The organism is Mycolicibacterium sp. XJ879 (assembly GCF_053483935.1).
Window position 1 is genome coordinate 149,410 of record NZ_JBEFTH010000007.1, and the last position, 16,138, is coordinate 165,547.

Consider the following 16,138-nt stretch of genomic DNA (forward strand, 5'->3'; position numbering starts at 1 on the left):
TGGTGCTCGAGGACCCGCCTACACCTCCTCCGAAGGCCCATTCTGGGGGTTCTCACGTCTGCTCGCCGGGAGAACGGGCCCACTAGACTCGTAGACAAATGCGCTTTCTTGAGGGCCACCGGCCCGCCTTCGACCTGACCTACGACGACGTCTTCATCGTCCCCGGCCGCTCCGAAGTTCAGTCGCGGATGGACGTCGACCTGGCCACCTCGGACGGCTCGGGCACGACGATCCCGGTGGTGGTGGCCAACATGACCGCGGTGGCCGGGCGGCGGATGGCCGAGACGGTCGCCCGCCGTGGCGGGCTGGTGGTGCTGCCCCAGGATCTGCCTGTCAACGTGGTGAAACAGACCGTTGACTTCGTCAAGAGCCGCGACCTGGTGGTGGACACCCCGGTCGTGCTCTCCCCCGACGACTCGGTATCGGATGCGACCGCGCTGATCCACAAACGCGCGCACGGCGTCGCCGTCGTGGCGTTCGAGGGCCGCCCGATCGGCCTGGTCACCGAGGGCAACTGTGTCGGGGTGGACAGGTTCACCCGGGTACGCGACGTCGCGATCTCCGACTTCGTCACCGCACCGGTCGGCACCGATCCGCGCAAGGTCTTCGACCTGCTCGAGCACGCACCCGTCGACGTGGCGGTGATGACCGACGCCGACGGCAGCCTGGCCGGCGTGCTGACCCGCACCGCCGCGATCCGGGCGGGCATCTACACACCGGCCGTCGACGACGCCGACCGGCTGCGGATCGCCGCGGCGGTCGGCATCAACGGCGACGTCGGCGGCAAGGCGCGCAGCCTGGCCGAAGCCGGCGTCGACCTGCTGGTCATTGACACCGCCCACGGCCACCAGGTCAAGATGCTCGACGCGATCAAGGCGGTGGCATCGCTGGAGTTGGGGCTGCCGCTGGCCGCGGGCAACGTGGTCTCGGCCGAGGGCACCCGCGACTTGATCGACGCCGGCGCGTCGATCGTGAAGGTCGGCGTCGGGCCCGGTGCGATGTGCACCACCCGGATGATGACCGGCGTCGGACGCCCGCAGTTCTCTGCGGTGGTCGAATGTGCCGCCGCTGCACGGGAACTCGGCGCGCATGTCTGGGCCGACGGCGGGGTTCGCCACCCCCGCGATGTGGCGCTGGCCTTGGCCGCCGGAGCGTCCAACGTGATGATCGGCTCCTGGTTCGCAGGCACCTACGAGTCCCCGGGCGACCTGATGCGCGACCGCGACGACCAGCCGTACAAGGAGAGCTACGGGATGGCGTCCAAGCGGGCGGTCGCAGCGCGCGCCGCCGCCGACAGCCCGTTCGACCAGGCCCGCAAGGCGTTGTTCGAGGAGGGCATCTCGACATCGCGGATGGGCCTGGACCCGTCGCGCGGCGGCGTCGAGGACCTGCTCGACCACATCACCTCGGGGGTGCGCAGCACGTGCACCTACGTCGGCGCCGCCAATCTGGCCGAACTACACAACAAGGTGGTGCTGGGCGTGCAGTCCGCGGCCGGCTACGCCGAGGGCCATCCGCTGCCCACCGGTTGGTGACTCCGCCGCGGCGGAAACAGCGGTTACCATGAGTTCTCATTACTCGTCTATTCGAAAGGGAACCCGTGCCGCAGGCACCCGTGGAGGCCGTGAGCTTGTCGGCCGAGCGGCCCGGTCACGAGCCTTCCGACGCCGAGCCCTCTTCTAGCCAGCCGGGCGAGCGGCCCGGCGGCCAAGAGGCGAGGCGACGATGAGCCTCACGATGTCGCTGCTGTCGATCGCGGCGATCATCCTGCTGACCGCGGGCACCGCGGTGTTCGTCGCCGCGGAGTTCTCGCTGACCGCGTTGGAGCGCAGCACCGTCGAGGCCAACGCGCGCGACGGCGACCGCCGCGACCAGATGGTCCGGCGCGCACACCGCACGCTGTCGTTTCAACTCTCCGGCGCCCAGGTCGGCATCTCGATCACCACGCTGGCCACCGGCTATCTGGCCGAACCGGTCGTCGGCCGGCTGATCCAACCCGGGCTCGACGCCATCGGAGTGCCCTCCCGCCTTATCCCCGGCGTTTCACTGTTGTTCGCCGTCGTCATCGCCACCTCACTGTCGATGGTGTTCGGCGAACTCGTACCCAAAAACCTCGCCGTGGCCAAGCCGGTGCCGACCGCGCGGTGGTCGGCGGGCCCGCAGTTGCTGTTCTCGGCGCTGTTCACCCCGCTGATCCGGCTCACCAACGGCACCGCCAACTGGATCCTGCGCCGGGTCGGCATCGAACCCGCCGACGAACTGCGCTCGGCGCGTTCCGCGCAGGAATTGGTGTCGCTGGTGCGCAACTCCGCGCGCAGCGGCGCGCTGGACCCGGTGACCGCCCTGCTGGTGGACCGGTCCCTGCAATTCGGCGACCGCACCGCCGAGGAGTTGATGACGCCGCGGGCCAAGATCGAAGCGCTCGACGCCGACGACACCGTTGCCGACCTGGTCGACGTCGCGATCAAAACCGGCTTCTCCCGGTTCCCGATCATCCGGGGCGACCTCGACGAGACCATCGGCATCGCCCACGTCAAACAGGTCTTCGAGGTGCCGATGGACGCACGCGCCACCACCCGCCTGGCGGCGTTGGTGTTACCGGTCGCCAAAGTGCCGTCGACGCTCGACGGTGACGCGGTGATGACTCAGATCCGCGCCAACGGCCTGCAGACCGCACTGGTGGTCGACGAGTACGGCGGCACCGCGGGCATGGTCACCGTCGAGGACCTGATCGAGGAGATCGTCGGCGACGTCCGCGATGAGCACGACGTCGAAGCGCCCAACGTGGTGCCCGCCGGACGCGGCTGGCGGGTGTCGGGACTGCTGCGCATCGACGAGGTCGCCGGCGCGACGAACTTCCGCGCCCCCGAAGGCGACTACGAGACGATCGGCGGGCTGGTGCTCGAACGGCTCGGCCACATCCCCGACGAGGGTGAATCGGTCGAGCTCACGGCGTTCGATCCCGACAACGTCGTGGAGGACCCGGTGTACTGGCTGGCCACCGTCGTGCGGATGGACGGGCGGCGCATCGACCTGCTCGAGCTGACCGAGCTGGGCCGCCGCAGCGACAGCGGGGAGAACCGATGAACGATCTGTTCGGGGTGCTGCTGACCATCCTGTTGCTGGGCCTGAACGCGTTTTTCGTCGCGTCGGAGTTCGCGCTGATCTCGGCGCGCCGCGACCGGCTCGAAGCGCTCGCCGAGAACGGCAAGAAGAGCGCGGTCACCGTCATTCGGGCCAACGAGAACCTGTCGCTGATGCTGGCCGGCTCGCAGCTCGGCATCACGATCTGCTCGATCCTGTTGGGCCGCGTCGGCGAGCCCGCCGTCGCGCACCTGCTGGAGAAACCGTTCGGCTTGATCGGCATCCCCGACGCGGTGCTGCACACGGTGTCGTTTTTCGTCGCGCTCGCGGTCGTGGTCACCCTGCACGTGTTGCTGGGCGAGATGGTGCCGAAGAACATCGCGATCGCAGGTCCGGAGACCACCGCGATGCTGCTGATCCCCACCTACCTGGTGTGGATCCGGATGGCCAAACCCCTGATCGCCTTCTACAACTGGTGCGCCAACATGACGTTGCGCGCGTTTCGTATCCAGCCCAAGGACGAACTCGACGTCACCGTCTCCACGGTCGAGCTGTCCGAGATGATCGCCGAGTCGGTATCAGAGGGACTGCTCGACCCCGAGGAACACACCCGGCTGACCCGCGCCCTGCAGATCCGCAACCGCGTGGTCAACGACGTCGCCGTGCCGCTGCGCGAAATTCGGGCCGTCCCGGTGGCCCGCGAAGGCGCCGGACCGACCGTCGGCGCCATCGAGGACGCGCTGGCCGAAACCGGCTACTCACGGTTCCCGATCACCGACACCAACGGCAATTACCTCGGCTACCTGCACATCAAAGATGTGTTGCCGCTGGTCAACGACCCCGACGCGGTGCTGGACTCGGCGATGGTGCGTCCGCTGCCGCGGGTGCCGGCGTCGCTGCCGCTGCCCGACGGGCTGTCCCGGCTGCGCCGCCGCAACGCGCACCTGGCGCTGGTCACCGAGCGCGACGGCACCGTATCGGCGATGGTGGCGCTCGAAGACCTGGTCGAGGACCTGGTGGGCACCGTGCGCGACGGGACGCACCGTGTTTGAGGTCGGGCTCCGCACGACGGTGTCTGATGTCGGGCTCCGCTCGACGGTGTCTGATGTCGCGCCGGACTGGACCACCCGCGCCCGCGCGCACCGCCGGCGCGTCGACGACTTTCTGCGCAGATACCGCTCGTCACCCGACCAACCCCACCCCGTCTGGGATTTCCTGTTCAGCTACTACAGCATGCGGCCGCGGCAGTTGCGGACCTGGCATCCCGGGTTCGGCGCCGTGCTGACCGGTGCCGCCGCGCAGCGCTACGTGGGCCGCACCGGATACGCCCGGACCGACGGCGGCGTCACCGTCACCCGCGACTACCTGGCTGCCCGCCTCGACACCGTCGGTTTCATCGCCCGGTTGCTGCGCGCCACCGCCGCCCGCCCCGCGCGGCTGAACTGCTTCGGGCTGCACGAGTGGGCGATGGTGTACCGAGCGCCGACGGTGCGCCACCCGCAGGTTCCGCTGCGGCTCGGCGCCGCGGGCACCGATGCGGTGGTCGAGTCGATGCCGTTGCGCTGCAGTCACTTCGACGCGTTCCGGTTCTTCACCGAACCGGCCGCCCGGCGCAACACCGAGCGCCTCACCCGCGACGGCCAGATCGGCGCCGAACAACCGGGCTGTCTGCACGCGGCGATGGACTGCTACAAGTGGTCGTTCAAGCTGGGTCCGCTGGTGAACTCCGAGCTGGTGATGGACTGCCTGGAGTTGGCCGCCGATGCCCGTGAACTGGACATGCGGGCCAGCCCCTATGATCTCCGCGAATACGGATTCACTCCGATCGAGATCGAGACACCGGCCGGTCGGGCCGAATACGTACGGATCCAGCAGAACGTTGCCGACCGGGCTGCGCCGCTACGCGCCGCCCTCGCCGATCGGTGCGACCGACTTCTCGCCTCGGCCAGCCGTGAACCAGGCGGCGCTGGCGCTGGCGGATAAACCCCAGCTACCGGTGGGTAAGCTGGAGCGACAGCTCAAGGGAGGAAAGATGACCGATCGCGTGACGGTGGGAAACCTTCGCGTCGCCCAGGTGTTGTACGACTTCATCAACAACGAGGCGCTACCGGGCACCGATATCGACCCCGACACCTTCTGGTCGGGCGTGGACAAGGTCGTCGGCGAGCTGACTCCGCGCAACCGGCAGCTGCTGGACCGCCGCGACGAACTTCAGGCGCAGCTCGACAAGTGGCACCGGCAGCGGGTCATCGATCCAATCGACACGCCGGAGTTCAAAGAGGCCTACCAACGGTTCTTGACCGAGATCGGTTACCTGCTGCCCGAGCCGGACGACTTCACCATCGCCACCTCCGGGGTGGACGACGAGATCACCACCACCGCCGGCCCGCAGCTGGTGGTGCCGGTCACCAACGCTCGGTTCGCGCTGAACGCCGCCAACGCCCGGTGGGGTTCGCTCTACGACGCGTTGTACGGCACGGACGTGATCTCCGAGGAAGACGGGGCCGGACAGGAATCCGGGTCCGGCGGCGGATATAACCCAGTTCGCGGCGACAAGGTCATCGCCTACGCCCGCGGTTTCCTCGACGAGGCCGTTCCGCTGGACGACGGCGGCTGGGCCGACATCACCGCCCTGCGCATCGAGGACGGGCAGCTGGTCGTCGCGCTCGGCGAGGACCGGTCCACGGCGCTGGCCGCCCCGGAGCAGTTCGTCGGGTACACCGGCGACCTCGGTGCAGCACAGTGGTCGGTGCTGCTGCGCAACCACGGTCTGCACATCGAGATCCTCGTCGACCCCGACTCCCCCATCGGCTCAACGGATCGGGCCGGGATCAAGGATGTCGTGCTGGAATCGGCTGTCACCACGATCATCGACTTCGAGGATGCGGTGTCCGCCGTCGACGCGGAGGACAAGACGGCCGCCTACCGCAATTGGCTGGGCCTGATGAAGGGCGACCTGTCCGCCGAGGTCAGTAAGGACGGCACCACGTTCACGCGCGTGCTCAACGAGGACCGCACCTACCGCACCCCCGACGGTGACGGCGAACTGACGTTGCCGGGTCGCAGCCTGCTGTTCGTGCGCAACGTCGGACACCTGATGGTCAACGACGCGATCGTCGACAGCGACGGTAACGAGGTGTTCGAGGGTATCCAGGACGCGTTGATCACCTCGCTGGCCGCAATCCACGGGCTGAAGTCCGGCTCTGATAACGATGGGGCCAACGGCCCGATGGTCAACAGCCGCACCGGGTCGGTCTACATCGTCAAGCCCAAGATGCACGGTCCCGACGAGGTCGCGTTCACCGTCGATCTGTTCAGCCGGGTGGAAGACGTGCTCGGCCTGCCGGCGAACACCCTCAAGGTCGGCATCATGGACGAAGAGCGCCGCACCACCGTCAACCTCAAGGCCTGCATCAAGGCCGCGGCCGAGCGGGTGGTGTTCATCAACACCGGATTCCTCGACCGCACCGGCGACGAAATCCACACCTCGATGGAGGCGGGTCCGATGATCCGCAAGGGTCAGATGAAGACCCAGCCGTGGATTTTGGGCTACGAGGACAACAACGTCGACGTCGGTCTGGCGGCCGGTTTCGTCGGTCGCGCCCAGATCGGCAAGGGCATGTGGGCGATGACCGATCTGATGGCCGACATGGTCGAGCAGAAGATCGGCCAACCCAGGGCCGGTGCGAACACCGCGTGGGTGCCGTCGCCCACCGCGGCGACCCTGCACGCGATGCACTACCACCAGGTCGACGTCGCCGCGGTGCAGAAAGACCTGGCTGGCAAGCGTCGTGCGACCATCGACCAGCTCCTCACCATTCCGCTGGCCAAGGAATTGGCCTGGGCGCCGGAGGAGATCCGCGAGGAGGTCGACAACAACTGCCAATCGATCCTCGGTTACGTGGTGCGCTGGATCGATCAGGGCGTGGGCTCGTCGAAGGTGCCCGACATCCACAACGTCGCGTTGATGGAAGACCGTGCCACGCTACGTATTTCAAGCCAGCTGCTGACGAACTGGTTGCGTCACGGGGTGATCACCGAAGAGGACGTGAAGGCCAGTCTGCGGCGGATGGCCGCCGTTGTCGACAAGCAGAACGAGGGCGACGACAAGTACCGGCCAATGGCACCGGATCCCGACAACAACATCGCGTTCCTGGCCGCCCAAGAGTTGATCCTCTCCGGCGCTGAGCAACCGAACGGCTACACCGAGCCGATCCTGCACCGCCGACGCCGCGAGTACAAGGCTGCAAGTGGGCAGGCATAGCCTTCCGGATCCCGAGGACTCGGCAGGCGACGAGCAGGCTCCGGAGTCTTCGGAATCTCTGACCGAACGCTTCGGGTCGTTTCGGGACGAGCCGGAATACCGGACCCCCGCGTACGGCACACCGCAATACGGTGAGCCCGGCGGCGACCTGCCCGGCTACCGCGGCGATGACGTCGCCGAACCCGAGCAGCCTGAACCGGATGCCGGCGCCGCCGGCGCGACGCCACCGCCGCGCGGACCCGGCCGCTCGGGCCCGCAGCACAGCGGTGACTGGGAAGGCGGCGAGTGGACCGGTAGCCACCGCGCGATAACGGCGAAACGGCGCGGGGTCAGCGTCGGCGTCATCGTCGCGCTGGTGGCGGTGGTGGTGCTGGTAGGCGCCGTGATCCTGTGGCGGTTCTTCGGCGACGCGCTGTCGTCGCGCAGCGACGTGGCCGCCGCCCGGTGCGTGGACGGTGAACTGGCCGTTGCCGTGGTCGCCGACCCGTCCATTTCCGAGCAGATCCAGGCGTTGGCCGACAGCTACAACGAAACCGCGGCCCCAGTCGGCGACCGCTGCGTCGAGGTCGGCGTCACGGCGGCCGGTTCTGATCAGGTGGTCGACGGCTTCACCGGCACCTGGCCCGACGAACTCGGTGAGCGCCCCGCGCTGTGGGTACCCGCCAGCTCGGTCGCGCACGCCCGTCTGGAGGCCGGGGCCGGCCCGCAGATCATCAGCGACAGCCGGACACTGGTCAGCTCCCCCGTGCTGCTTGCGGTCCACCCGCAGCTCAAACCCGCGCTGGCGCAGCAGAACTGGGGCACGCTGCCGAGTCTGCAGACCAACCCGACCGCGCTGGACGAGTTGAACTTGCCGGGCTGGGGTTCGCTGCGGCTCGCGCTGCCGCTGAGTGGCGACGCCGATGCGTCGTATCTGGCCGCCGAGGCGGTGGCCGCGGCGTCGGCTCCCGACGGTGCGTCGCCGAGCGCCGGCGCGGGCACCGTGAACACCCTGGTGGGCGGCCAACCGAAGTTGGCCGACAACACGGCGTCGACCGCCATGGACGCGCTGCTGAACGCCCCGGATCCGGCGTCGGCGCCCGTGCATGCCGTCGTCACCACCGAGCAGCAGCTCTACCAGCGCACCGCCGAGATGCAGAACGCGGCCCAGACGGTGGCGTCGTGGCTGCCGCCGGGCCCGCCCGCGGTGGCCGACTATCCGACCGTGCTGCTGTCGGGTGACTGGCTGAGTCAGGAACAGATCAGGGCGGCCAGCGAATTCGCCCGGTACATGCGCAAACCCGAGCAGCTCGCGCAGTTCGCCGAGGCCGGGTTCCGCGCCGGGGAGCAGACGATGCCAGAGAGCGACGTGCTCGACTTCCCGCCGCTCGCTGAGCCGCTGTCGCTGGGCGACGACGCCGCTCGTGCTGCCCTGGCCGCCACGTTGACCGCGCCCGCGGCCAACCCCGCCGTGACGATCATGCTGGACCAGTCGATGCCGACCGACGAAGGCGGCCGATCGCGGCTGGCCAACGTGGTGGCCGCGTTGCAGGCACGGCTGCAGGCGCTGCCCCAGACATCGGCGGTCGGGCTGTGGACCTTCGACGGCACCGCGGGTCGCTCGGTGGTGAGCACCGGGACGCTGACCGATCCGGTCGACGGCCAACCGCGCTCGGCGGCGCTGAGCGCGGCGCTCGACTCGCAGTCGGCGTCCGGCGGAGGCGCGGTGTCGTTCACCACGCTGCGCCTGGTCTACACGGATTCGTCGGCTAATTACCGTGCGGGACAACCTAACTCGGTGCTGGTCATCACCACCGGACCACACACCGACAGGACCCTGGACGGGCCGGGCCTGCAGCAGTACATCCGCGGGGCGTTCGATCCGGCACGTCCGGTTGCGGTCAACGTCATCGACTTCGGCGCCGACTCCGACCGCGAGACGTGGGAGGCCGTCGCGCAGATCACCGGCGGCACCTATCAGAACCTGGAGAGCTCAACCGCTCCGGAACTGAACGCGGCCATCGCGGACATGCTCGGTTAGGCCGAGGCCGACAACAGGCTCAGCGCCGACCTGGCGAACACGTCCGGCACCTCCACCTGCGGGTAGTGCCCGACGCCGGGAAGTTCGACCACCTCTGCGGCGGGCCGCAACTCGCGCAGGCCGTCGAGCACGTTCGTGGTTGCGACGATGTCGTCGAGCGCCCACAGGAAGCTCAGAGTCTTGGGCCAGTCGCGGACCGCGCCGTGCCAGCGCTCGGCGTAGCGCACCCGCTCGTCGAGATAGGCGATCAACAGGTGCGCGATGCGGTGACCGTCGTTGTGGGCCAACAGCGCCCACTGCGCCTCGGCTTCGGCAGCCGAGAGCGGATGGCCGTCGCTGAACAGCTTGCCGAACCCGCGGATGAACCTGCGGCGGATGACCAGCCGGGCCAGCAGCGGGCCGAGCGGACCGCGCAGCACCTTCTGGCTGGGCCGCAGGCTGGCCCGGTCCAGGATCACGCTGCCGTTGCTCAGCACCGCCCGCTGTAGGTCAAACGGCAACCGGCCCTGCAGATCTCGGGCCAGCAGCTCAGTGGCCACCGACGTCCCCATATCGTGGGCGATCAGAACCACCGGGCCCGCGTCGGCCTCGGCGACGACCGTCTGCACGATATCGGCCTGCTCCAGCAGGCTGTAGCGGTGCGGGCGTGGTTTGTCCGAAAGGCCGAAACCCAGGAAGTCCAGCGTCAGCCACGCCCTGCCGTGCAGGTGCGGGACCACCTGCCGGTAGTCGTAGCTGCTCGACGGGTAGCCGTGCAGCATCAGCACGGTCGGGCCGTCGCCGGGTGACGACCGCACGAAGACCTCACCGGACGGCGTGGGTATCCGGCGGCCGGCGTCGCGCCACGCGGTCACGTCAGGGGGAAGCACCCCAGCGACCCTAGTCGCCGAACGTGGATTACCAACACGCTTTTTGCGCCCGGAGCGTGTATCGAGCACACACTCGGCGCCAGAGATGCGTTACGCGAACGCTTCGACCGGCGGGCACGAGCACATCAGGTTGCGGTCCCCGTACGCGCCGTCGATGCGGCGCACCGGCGGCCACACCTTGGGCCGGTAGTTCTTGCCGAGCGGGTAGGCGGCCTGCTCGCGGGTGTAGGGATGGTCCCACTGTTCGACGAGCAGGCACTCCGCGGTGTGCGGGGCATTGCGCAGCGGGTTGTCGTCGGCAGCCCAGGTGCCGTTGCCGACGTTGTCGATCTCTGCGCGGATCGCGATCATCGCCTCGCAGAACGTGTCGATCTCGGCCAGGCTCTCGCTTTCGGTCGGTTCGACCATCAGCGTGCCCGCCACCGGGAAACTCATGGTGGGGGCGTGGAAACCGTAGTCGGCCAACCGTTTTGCCACATCGTCGACGGTGACGCCGGTCTGCTTGGTGATCGCGCGCAAATCCAGGATGCACTCGTGGGCGACCATGCCGTTCTTGCCGGTATAGAGCACCGGGTAGTACTCGTCGAGGCGGCGGGCGATGTAGTTGGCGGCGGCGATCGCCGTCAGCGAGGCCGCCCGCAACCCGACCGCGCCCATCATCCGGACGTAGGCCCAGGTGATCGGCAAAATCGATGCCGATCCGTACGGCGCCGCCGACACGGTGTGCGCATCGGGTAGGTCATCGGCCAGCGGGTGACCGGGCAGGTACTTGGCCAGATGTGAGCGCACCGCGACCGGGCCGACGCCCGGCCCACCGCCACCGTGGGGGATGCAGAACGTCTTGTGCAGGTTGAGGTGGCTGACGTCGCCGCCGAACCGGCCGGGTCGGGCCAACCCGACCAGCGCGTTGAGGTTGGCGCCGTCGACGTACACCTGACCGCCGGCGTCATGCACGGCCGCGCAGATGTCGGTGATGTCGTGTTCGTACACCCCGTGCGTCGACGGGTAGGTGATCATCAACGCCGACAACCGGTCTGCATGCTCGGACACCTTGGCGCGCAGATCGTCGAGGTCGACGTCACCGTTGTCGCGGCAGCCCACCACCACGACCCGCATCCCCGCCAGCGCCGCCGACGCCGCGTTGGTGCCGTGCGCGCTCGACGGGATCAGGCAGACGTCGCGCTTCGCCTCGCCGCGTTCGGCGTGGTAGGCCTGGATCGCCAGCAGACCGGCGTACTCCCCCTGCGAGCCGGCGTTGGGCTGCAGCGACACCGCGTCATAGCCGGTGATGTCGGTCAACCACCGCTCCAGGTCGGCGATCAGCTTGCGCAACCCGGGCGTGTCGGCGGCCGGCGCGAACGGATGCTGACGGCCGAACTCCGGCCAGGTGATCGGCTCCATCTCCGCGGCCGCGTTGAGCTTCATGGTGCATGATCCGAGCGGAATCATGCTGCGGTCCAACGCGATATCTTTATCCGCCAGCGACCGCAGGTAACGCATCATCTCGGTTTCGGTGCGGTAGCGGGTGAACGCCGGATGGGTCAGAAACGCCGACGTGCGCGACGCGATCGACGGACCGTCGAACGCTGCCTGCGCCGGGGCGGCGCCGAACGCCGACAGCACCGCATCCAGGTGCGACGCGGTGGTGGCCTCGTCGCAGGCCACCGACACGTGGTCGTCGTCGACGCGCCACACGTTGATACCGCGGGCCTTGGCCTTGTCGCGGATCTCGGTGGCACGGCCGGGCACCCGGGCCAGCACCGTGTCGAAGAATGCGTCGTGCACCACTTCGACGTCGGCGGCGGCGAGCCCGGCGGCCAGCGCGCGGGCCCGGTCGTGCACCCGGCGGGCGATGCCGGTCAGCCCGTCGGCGCCGTGATAGCTGGCATACATCGCGGCCAGCACCGCCAGCAGCACCTGCGCGGTGCAGATGTTGCTTGTCGCCTTGTCCCGGCGGATGTGCTGTTCGCGGGTTTGCAGCGCCAGCCGGTAGGCCGGCGACCCGTCGGCGTCCACGGACACCCCGACCAGCCGGCCGGGCAGCTGGCGGGCCTGCTTGCTGCGCACGGCCAGGTAGCCGGCGTGCGGGCCGCCGAAGCCCATCGGAACCCCGAACCGTTGCGTGGTGCCGAACGCGACGTCGGCGCCGAGCTCACCGGGCGGGGTGAGCAAGGTCAGCGCCAGCAGGTCGGCGCCGATCGCGACCAGCGCGCCCCGCTCGTGGGCCTGCACCACCAACTCGGTCCAGTCGACGACGGCGCCGCTGGCGCCGGGCAGCTGCGTGATCACGCCGAAGAACTCGCCGTCGGGCAGCCCCTGGCGCAGGTCGGCGGTGACGATCTGGATACCGAGCGGCTCGGCGCGGGTGGCCAGCACCGCGGCGGTCTGGCGGTACACGTCGACGTCCACGGCCAGCCGGTTCGACGGGCCCTTGACCGCCCGGTGCATCAGCGTCATCGCCTCCGCGGCCGCGGTGCCCTCGTCGAGCATCGACGCATTGGCCACCTCCAGGCCGGTGAGGTCGGTGACCATGGTCTGGAAGTTCAGCAGCGCCTCCAGCCGGCCCTGGCTGATCTCGGGCTGGTACGGCGTATAGGCGGTGTACCAGGCCGGGTTTTCAATGATGTTGCGCCGCAAGACCGGCGGTGTCAGCGTGTCGAAGTAGCCCTGCCCGATCATCGACACCGCGACGGTGTTGGTGTCGGCCATCGTGCGCAGTTCGGCGAGCGCCTCATCCTCGGTGGCGGCCGGCATCAGCTGATCCAGCCCGGGCGCGCGCCCGTCGGAGGCGACCGCGTCGAGGATCCCGCCGGGCACTGCCTTGTCGGCGAGTTCGTCGAGGGACGCCACGCCGATGGTCTCGAGTATGGTCGCGACCTCGTCGGCGTCGGGGCCGATATGGCGGTCGGCGAAGGTGGGCTGGTGATGATCGAACACTGGCGAGTACTCCAGACACATGAAGGTTGAGAACCGCTGGGTTCCTCTCCCTCTGTCGTCAACCCGGTCCGGGTGCCTGAGAGATTCGGCGCCGCTCCGACAAATCGGGACAACACCTTTCCCCATGGGCGGGTGGGCGCGCGCTCACCGCTTTCCAGAGGCATCGGGGTCTCGTGCGGTCCTGGGTGCCTGAGAGGTTGACGGAGAGGTATTGCTCCTTCGGCGTCCGTGGCTGGTTGCCACGGAACTCTCCCGCACAAGGGCGATGCGGTGACGAGTTTACCGCGACGGCCCTGGGGCGGCGGACTAGCGGCGGAACGTCAGCCGATCTTGCGGTCGCGGTGCTTGCGCCGCGACGCCAGCTCGTCCTCGGGGGCGGCGATGGACTCGCCGCCGTCGGCGCGCTCGCCCGGGAAATCGGCGATCGCACCGGTCAGCTCGCGCATCGCACCGGAGACGGCGATGCCGAACACCCCTTGGCCGCCCTGCAGCAGGTCGACGACTTCTTCGGCCGACGTGCACTCGTAAACCGTGGTGCCGTCGGAAAACAGCGTGATGTTGGCCAGATCCCGCACGCCGCGCTGGCGCAGATGGTCGACGGCGACGCGGATGTTGTGCAGCGAGATGCCGGTGTCGAGCAGCCGTTTGACGATCTTGAGGACCAGGATGTCCTTGAACGAGTACAGCCGTTGGCTGCCCGAACCCGCCGCGCTGCGGATCGACGGCACGACCAGCGAGGTGCGTGCCCAGTAGTCCAGCTGGCGGTAGGTGATGCCGGCAATCTGGCAGGCGCTGGGCCCGCGGTAGCCGACCAGTTCGTCGGGTACGGAGTCGTCCGGGAAAAGTCCTGCCTGCACGGGCTCGCTGGGTGCCGTCACTTCCGATTCCGCGGGGCCGCTAGCAGAGGTCAGGTCCAGCTGCTCTTGACGTGGCGTGTCTCCCACTTCCGAAATCCTCTCGCCGATCGAACCGGCTCCGTAGTCCCGCATGGGGCGCACATTTGCCGAGCCCGAGTGTGTCGAGCATACGCTTTTCGCCGGGCCCGCGACTGCCCATCAGTGGTCCGGCACGTCAAAGTATGGCTGCCCGCTTGCCGCCAGCCGGAAACCCGCACCGCGTGTCGACGGCGACGAGACGCTACCGTGACAAACGTCGTGGGCGCACCCGCCAGTCGGCGTCTAGGTCGCCTTGAAGTCGTCGGGTGACACGCTGTCGAGAAACTCCTTGAACTTCTCGACCTCGTCCTCGCGGACCGCGCCGGCCGCTTCGTCGTCGCTCTCGTCGGGAATCAGTAGCCCGGCCTCGGCAAGCACCGCCTCCTCGACGTATATCGGCACACCGACGCGCAACGCGATCGCCACCGAGTCCGACGGCCGCGCCGACACCTTGATATCCCGGTCGAAGATCAGGTCCGCGTAGAACGTGCCTTCCTGCAGGTCGACGATCCGCACTTCTTTGAGCGAATGGCCAAGCGCACCAATGAGATCTCGGATCAGATCGTGGGTCAGCGGCCGGGCCGGTTCCACGCCCTGCTGCTCGAGCGCGATCGCCGCCGCCTCTGACTGGCCGATCCAGATCGGCAGATAGCGGTCACCGTTCGATTCGCGGAGCAGCAAAACCGGCTGGTTCTGTGGCTGCTCCACGCGAATGCCGACCACACGCACCTCACCCATCTGTGCCTGCCTTCCGCACCAAGAAGCCGTCCAAAACGAGTCTAATCCTCAGCGATCCAGAACGTCGCGTACAGCCGACTTGATCAGCGACGTGTGCAGCATGATCGCCAGCGCGGCCACCTCGCGGGCGAGATCGTCGCCGCGCTCCCGCGCGCCCGCCTTACCCGCCTTGGCCACCGGCCCGGCGATCTGGGCGATCAGGTCGGACTGGCGGTCGGCCGCCGAGCGGAACGCCCGCAGATGGCGCGGTTCCACGCCGTATTCGGCCAGGGCATGGGCGCACTGGGCGATCACCACCGAATGTTCGTCGAAGAAGCCGGCGGGTCCGGTGGTGATCACGCCGGACTTCACCAAGGCGGTCAACATTTCCTCGTCCACACCCGAACGCGACAACAGATCCTCCCGCGACAACCGCACCTGCGTCGGGGCCACCGAGGCCGCGGTGCTGACGTGCGCGGCCGACAGGTCGGTCGCGTCGTCGCCGGACACCGGCACCAAACGCGGTACGCCGTAAGCAGATCCGATCTGCGGGGGCAGCTCACCGTCGGGCTGCGCGTCGAGCTGGGCCTTGATGACCTTCAACGGCAGGTACTGGTCCCGCTGGGCGGTCAGGATGAACCGCAGGCGAGCGCAGTCGTAGGCGGTGAACCGGCGATAACCCGACGCGGTGCGCTCTGGGGTGACCAGCCCTTCGGCCTCCAAGAACCGGATCTTGGAAATCGTCACGTCCGGGAAGTCCGGTCGCAGCAGATCAAGGACCGCTCCGATCGACATCCCAGTGAGCGCGGGAGTGTCGGGCGCCGTCACTTAGGTGCCTGGGCCGCTGTCGTCGCTCTTGGGACCGGTGAGGAAGACCAGCCGGAACTTGCCGATCTGGACCTCGTCACCGTTGGCCAGCACCGCGGAGTCCACCGGTTCGCGGTTGACGTAGGTGCCGTTGAGGCTGCCGACGTCGACGACCTGGAACTCGCCGCTTTCCAACCGGAACTCGGCGTGGCGGCGGCTCACCGTGACGTCGTCGAGGAAGATGTCGCTGTCGGGGTGGCGGCCCGCGGAGGTCGTGGGCTGGTCGAGCAGGAACCGCGAGCCGGCGTTGGGTCCGCGTTTGACGACGAGCAACGCCGAGCCGACGGGCAAGCCCTCGACACCGGAGACGGCACCCTCGGCGCCGGCCGCCGCCGGGGCGTCCAGTTCGTTGAGGAAGTCGGCGCGGAAGACCGATGTCGTTTCCACGGTGACTTCGTCAGACGCCTGATCAGCCCCAGAGTTCTTGTCCTTATCCGTCACCCGC

12 protein-coding genes and 2 riboswitches are annotated in these 16,138 nt (G+C 68.6%); of the genes, 6 read left to right on the plus strand and 6 right to left on the minus strand.

Annotated elements, in window-relative coordinates; all coding sequences use genetic code 11:
* The first annotated feature begins 98 nt into the window (after window positions 1–98).
* From ABQF13_RS17220 to ABQF13_RS17245, 6 genes are all read left to right on the plus strand, one after another.
* Window positions 99–1,535 carry a GuaB1 family IMP dehydrogenase-related protein gene (locus tag ABQF13_RS17220; RefSeq protein WP_448393983.1) on the plus strand — a complete coding sequence of 479 codons (1,437 nt, stop codon included), beginning with the start codon at window positions 99–101 and terminating at the stop codon, window positions 1,533–1,535.
* Between the two features lie 190 nt (window positions 1,536–1,725).
* Window positions 1,726–3,087, plus strand: a complete 1,362-nt coding sequence (locus ABQF13_RS17225; protein ID WP_448393984.1) for a hemolysin family protein — start codon at window positions 1,726–1,728, stop codon at window positions 3,085–3,087.
* On the plus strand, window positions 3,084–4,136 hold the full coding sequence (locus tag ABQF13_RS17230) for a hemolysin family protein (RefSeq protein ID WP_448393985.1): 1,053 nt from the start codon (window positions 3,084–3,086) through the stop codon (window positions 4,134–4,136). The genes ABQF13_RS17225 and ABQF13_RS17230 overlap by 4 nt, the downstream gene beginning before the upstream one ends.
* 46 nt (window positions 4,137–4,182) lie before the next feature.
* Window positions 4,183–5,067 (plus strand): 3-methyladenine DNA glycosylase, encoded by an 885-nt coding sequence (locus ABQF13_RS17235; protein WP_448394085.1) that lies wholly within the window; start codon window positions 4,183–4,185, stop codon window positions 5,065–5,067.
* A 49-nt stretch (window positions 5,068–5,116) separates the two neighbouring features.
* Window positions 5,117–7,348 (plus strand): malate synthase G, encoded by a 2,232-nt coding sequence (locus ABQF13_RS17240; protein ID WP_448393986.1) that lies wholly within the window; start codon window positions 5,117–5,119, stop codon window positions 7,346–7,348.
* Window positions 7,335–9,368, plus strand: a complete 2,034-nt coding sequence (locus ABQF13_RS17245) for a substrate-binding domain-containing protein (protein ID WP_448393987.1) — start codon at window positions 7,335–7,337, stop codon at window positions 9,366–9,368. The genes ABQF13_RS17240 and ABQF13_RS17245 overlap by 14 nt, the downstream gene beginning before the upstream one ends.
* Here ABQF13_RS17245 and ABQF13_RS17250 read toward each other — a convergent pair.
* The 6 genes from ABQF13_RS17250 to garA all read right to left on the minus strand — a co-directional run bounded on the left by ABQF13_RS17250 (window position 9,365) and on the right by garA (window position 16,134).
* Window positions 9,365–10,237, minus strand: a complete 873-nt coding sequence (locus ABQF13_RS17250) for an alpha/beta fold hydrolase (protein WP_448393988.1) — start codon at window positions 10,235–10,237, stop codon at window positions 9,365–9,367. The genes ABQF13_RS17245 and ABQF13_RS17250 overlap by 4 nt on opposite strands.
* 90 nt (window positions 10,238–10,327) lie before the next feature.
* Window positions 10,328–13,174 carry an aminomethyl-transferring glycine dehydrogenase gene (gene gcvP / locus ABQF13_RS17255; RefSeq protein ID WP_448393989.1) on the minus strand — a complete coding sequence of 949 codons (2,847 nt, stop codon included), beginning with the start codon at window positions 13,172–13,174 and terminating at the stop codon, window positions 10,328–10,330.
* Window positions 13,175–13,228: 54 nt separating this feature from the next.
* Window positions 13,229–13,340: riboswitch (glycine riboswitch) on the minus strand.
* Window positions 13,341–13,439, minus strand: a riboswitch (glycine riboswitch).
* Window positions 13,440–13,494: 55 nt separating this feature from the next.
* Window positions 13,495–14,118 carry a MerR family transcriptional regulator gene (locus tag ABQF13_RS17260; RefSeq protein WP_448394086.1) on the minus strand — a complete coding sequence of 208 codons (624 nt, stop codon included), beginning with the start codon at window positions 14,116–14,118 and terminating at the stop codon, window positions 13,495–13,497.
* A 234-nt stretch (window positions 14,119–14,352) separates the two neighbouring features.
* A complete protein-coding gene (locus ABQF13_RS17265) occupies window positions 14,353–14,847 on the minus strand; it encodes a bifunctional nuclease family protein (RefSeq protein WP_448393990.1) in 495 nt (164 codons plus the stop codon).
* A 48-nt stretch (window positions 14,848–14,895) separates the two neighbouring features.
* On the minus strand, window positions 14,896–15,654 hold the full coding sequence (gene ftsR, locus ABQF13_RS17270; RefSeq protein WP_448393991.1) for a transcriptional regulator FtsR: 759 nt from the start codon (window positions 15,652–15,654) through the stop codon (window positions 14,896–14,898).
* On the minus strand, window positions 15,655–16,134 hold the full coding sequence (gene garA / locus ABQF13_RS17275; protein ID WP_448393992.1) for a glycogen accumulation regulator GarA: 480 nt from the start codon (window positions 16,132–16,134) through the stop codon (window positions 15,655–15,657).
* Window positions 16,135–16,138 lie beyond the last annotated feature (4 nt).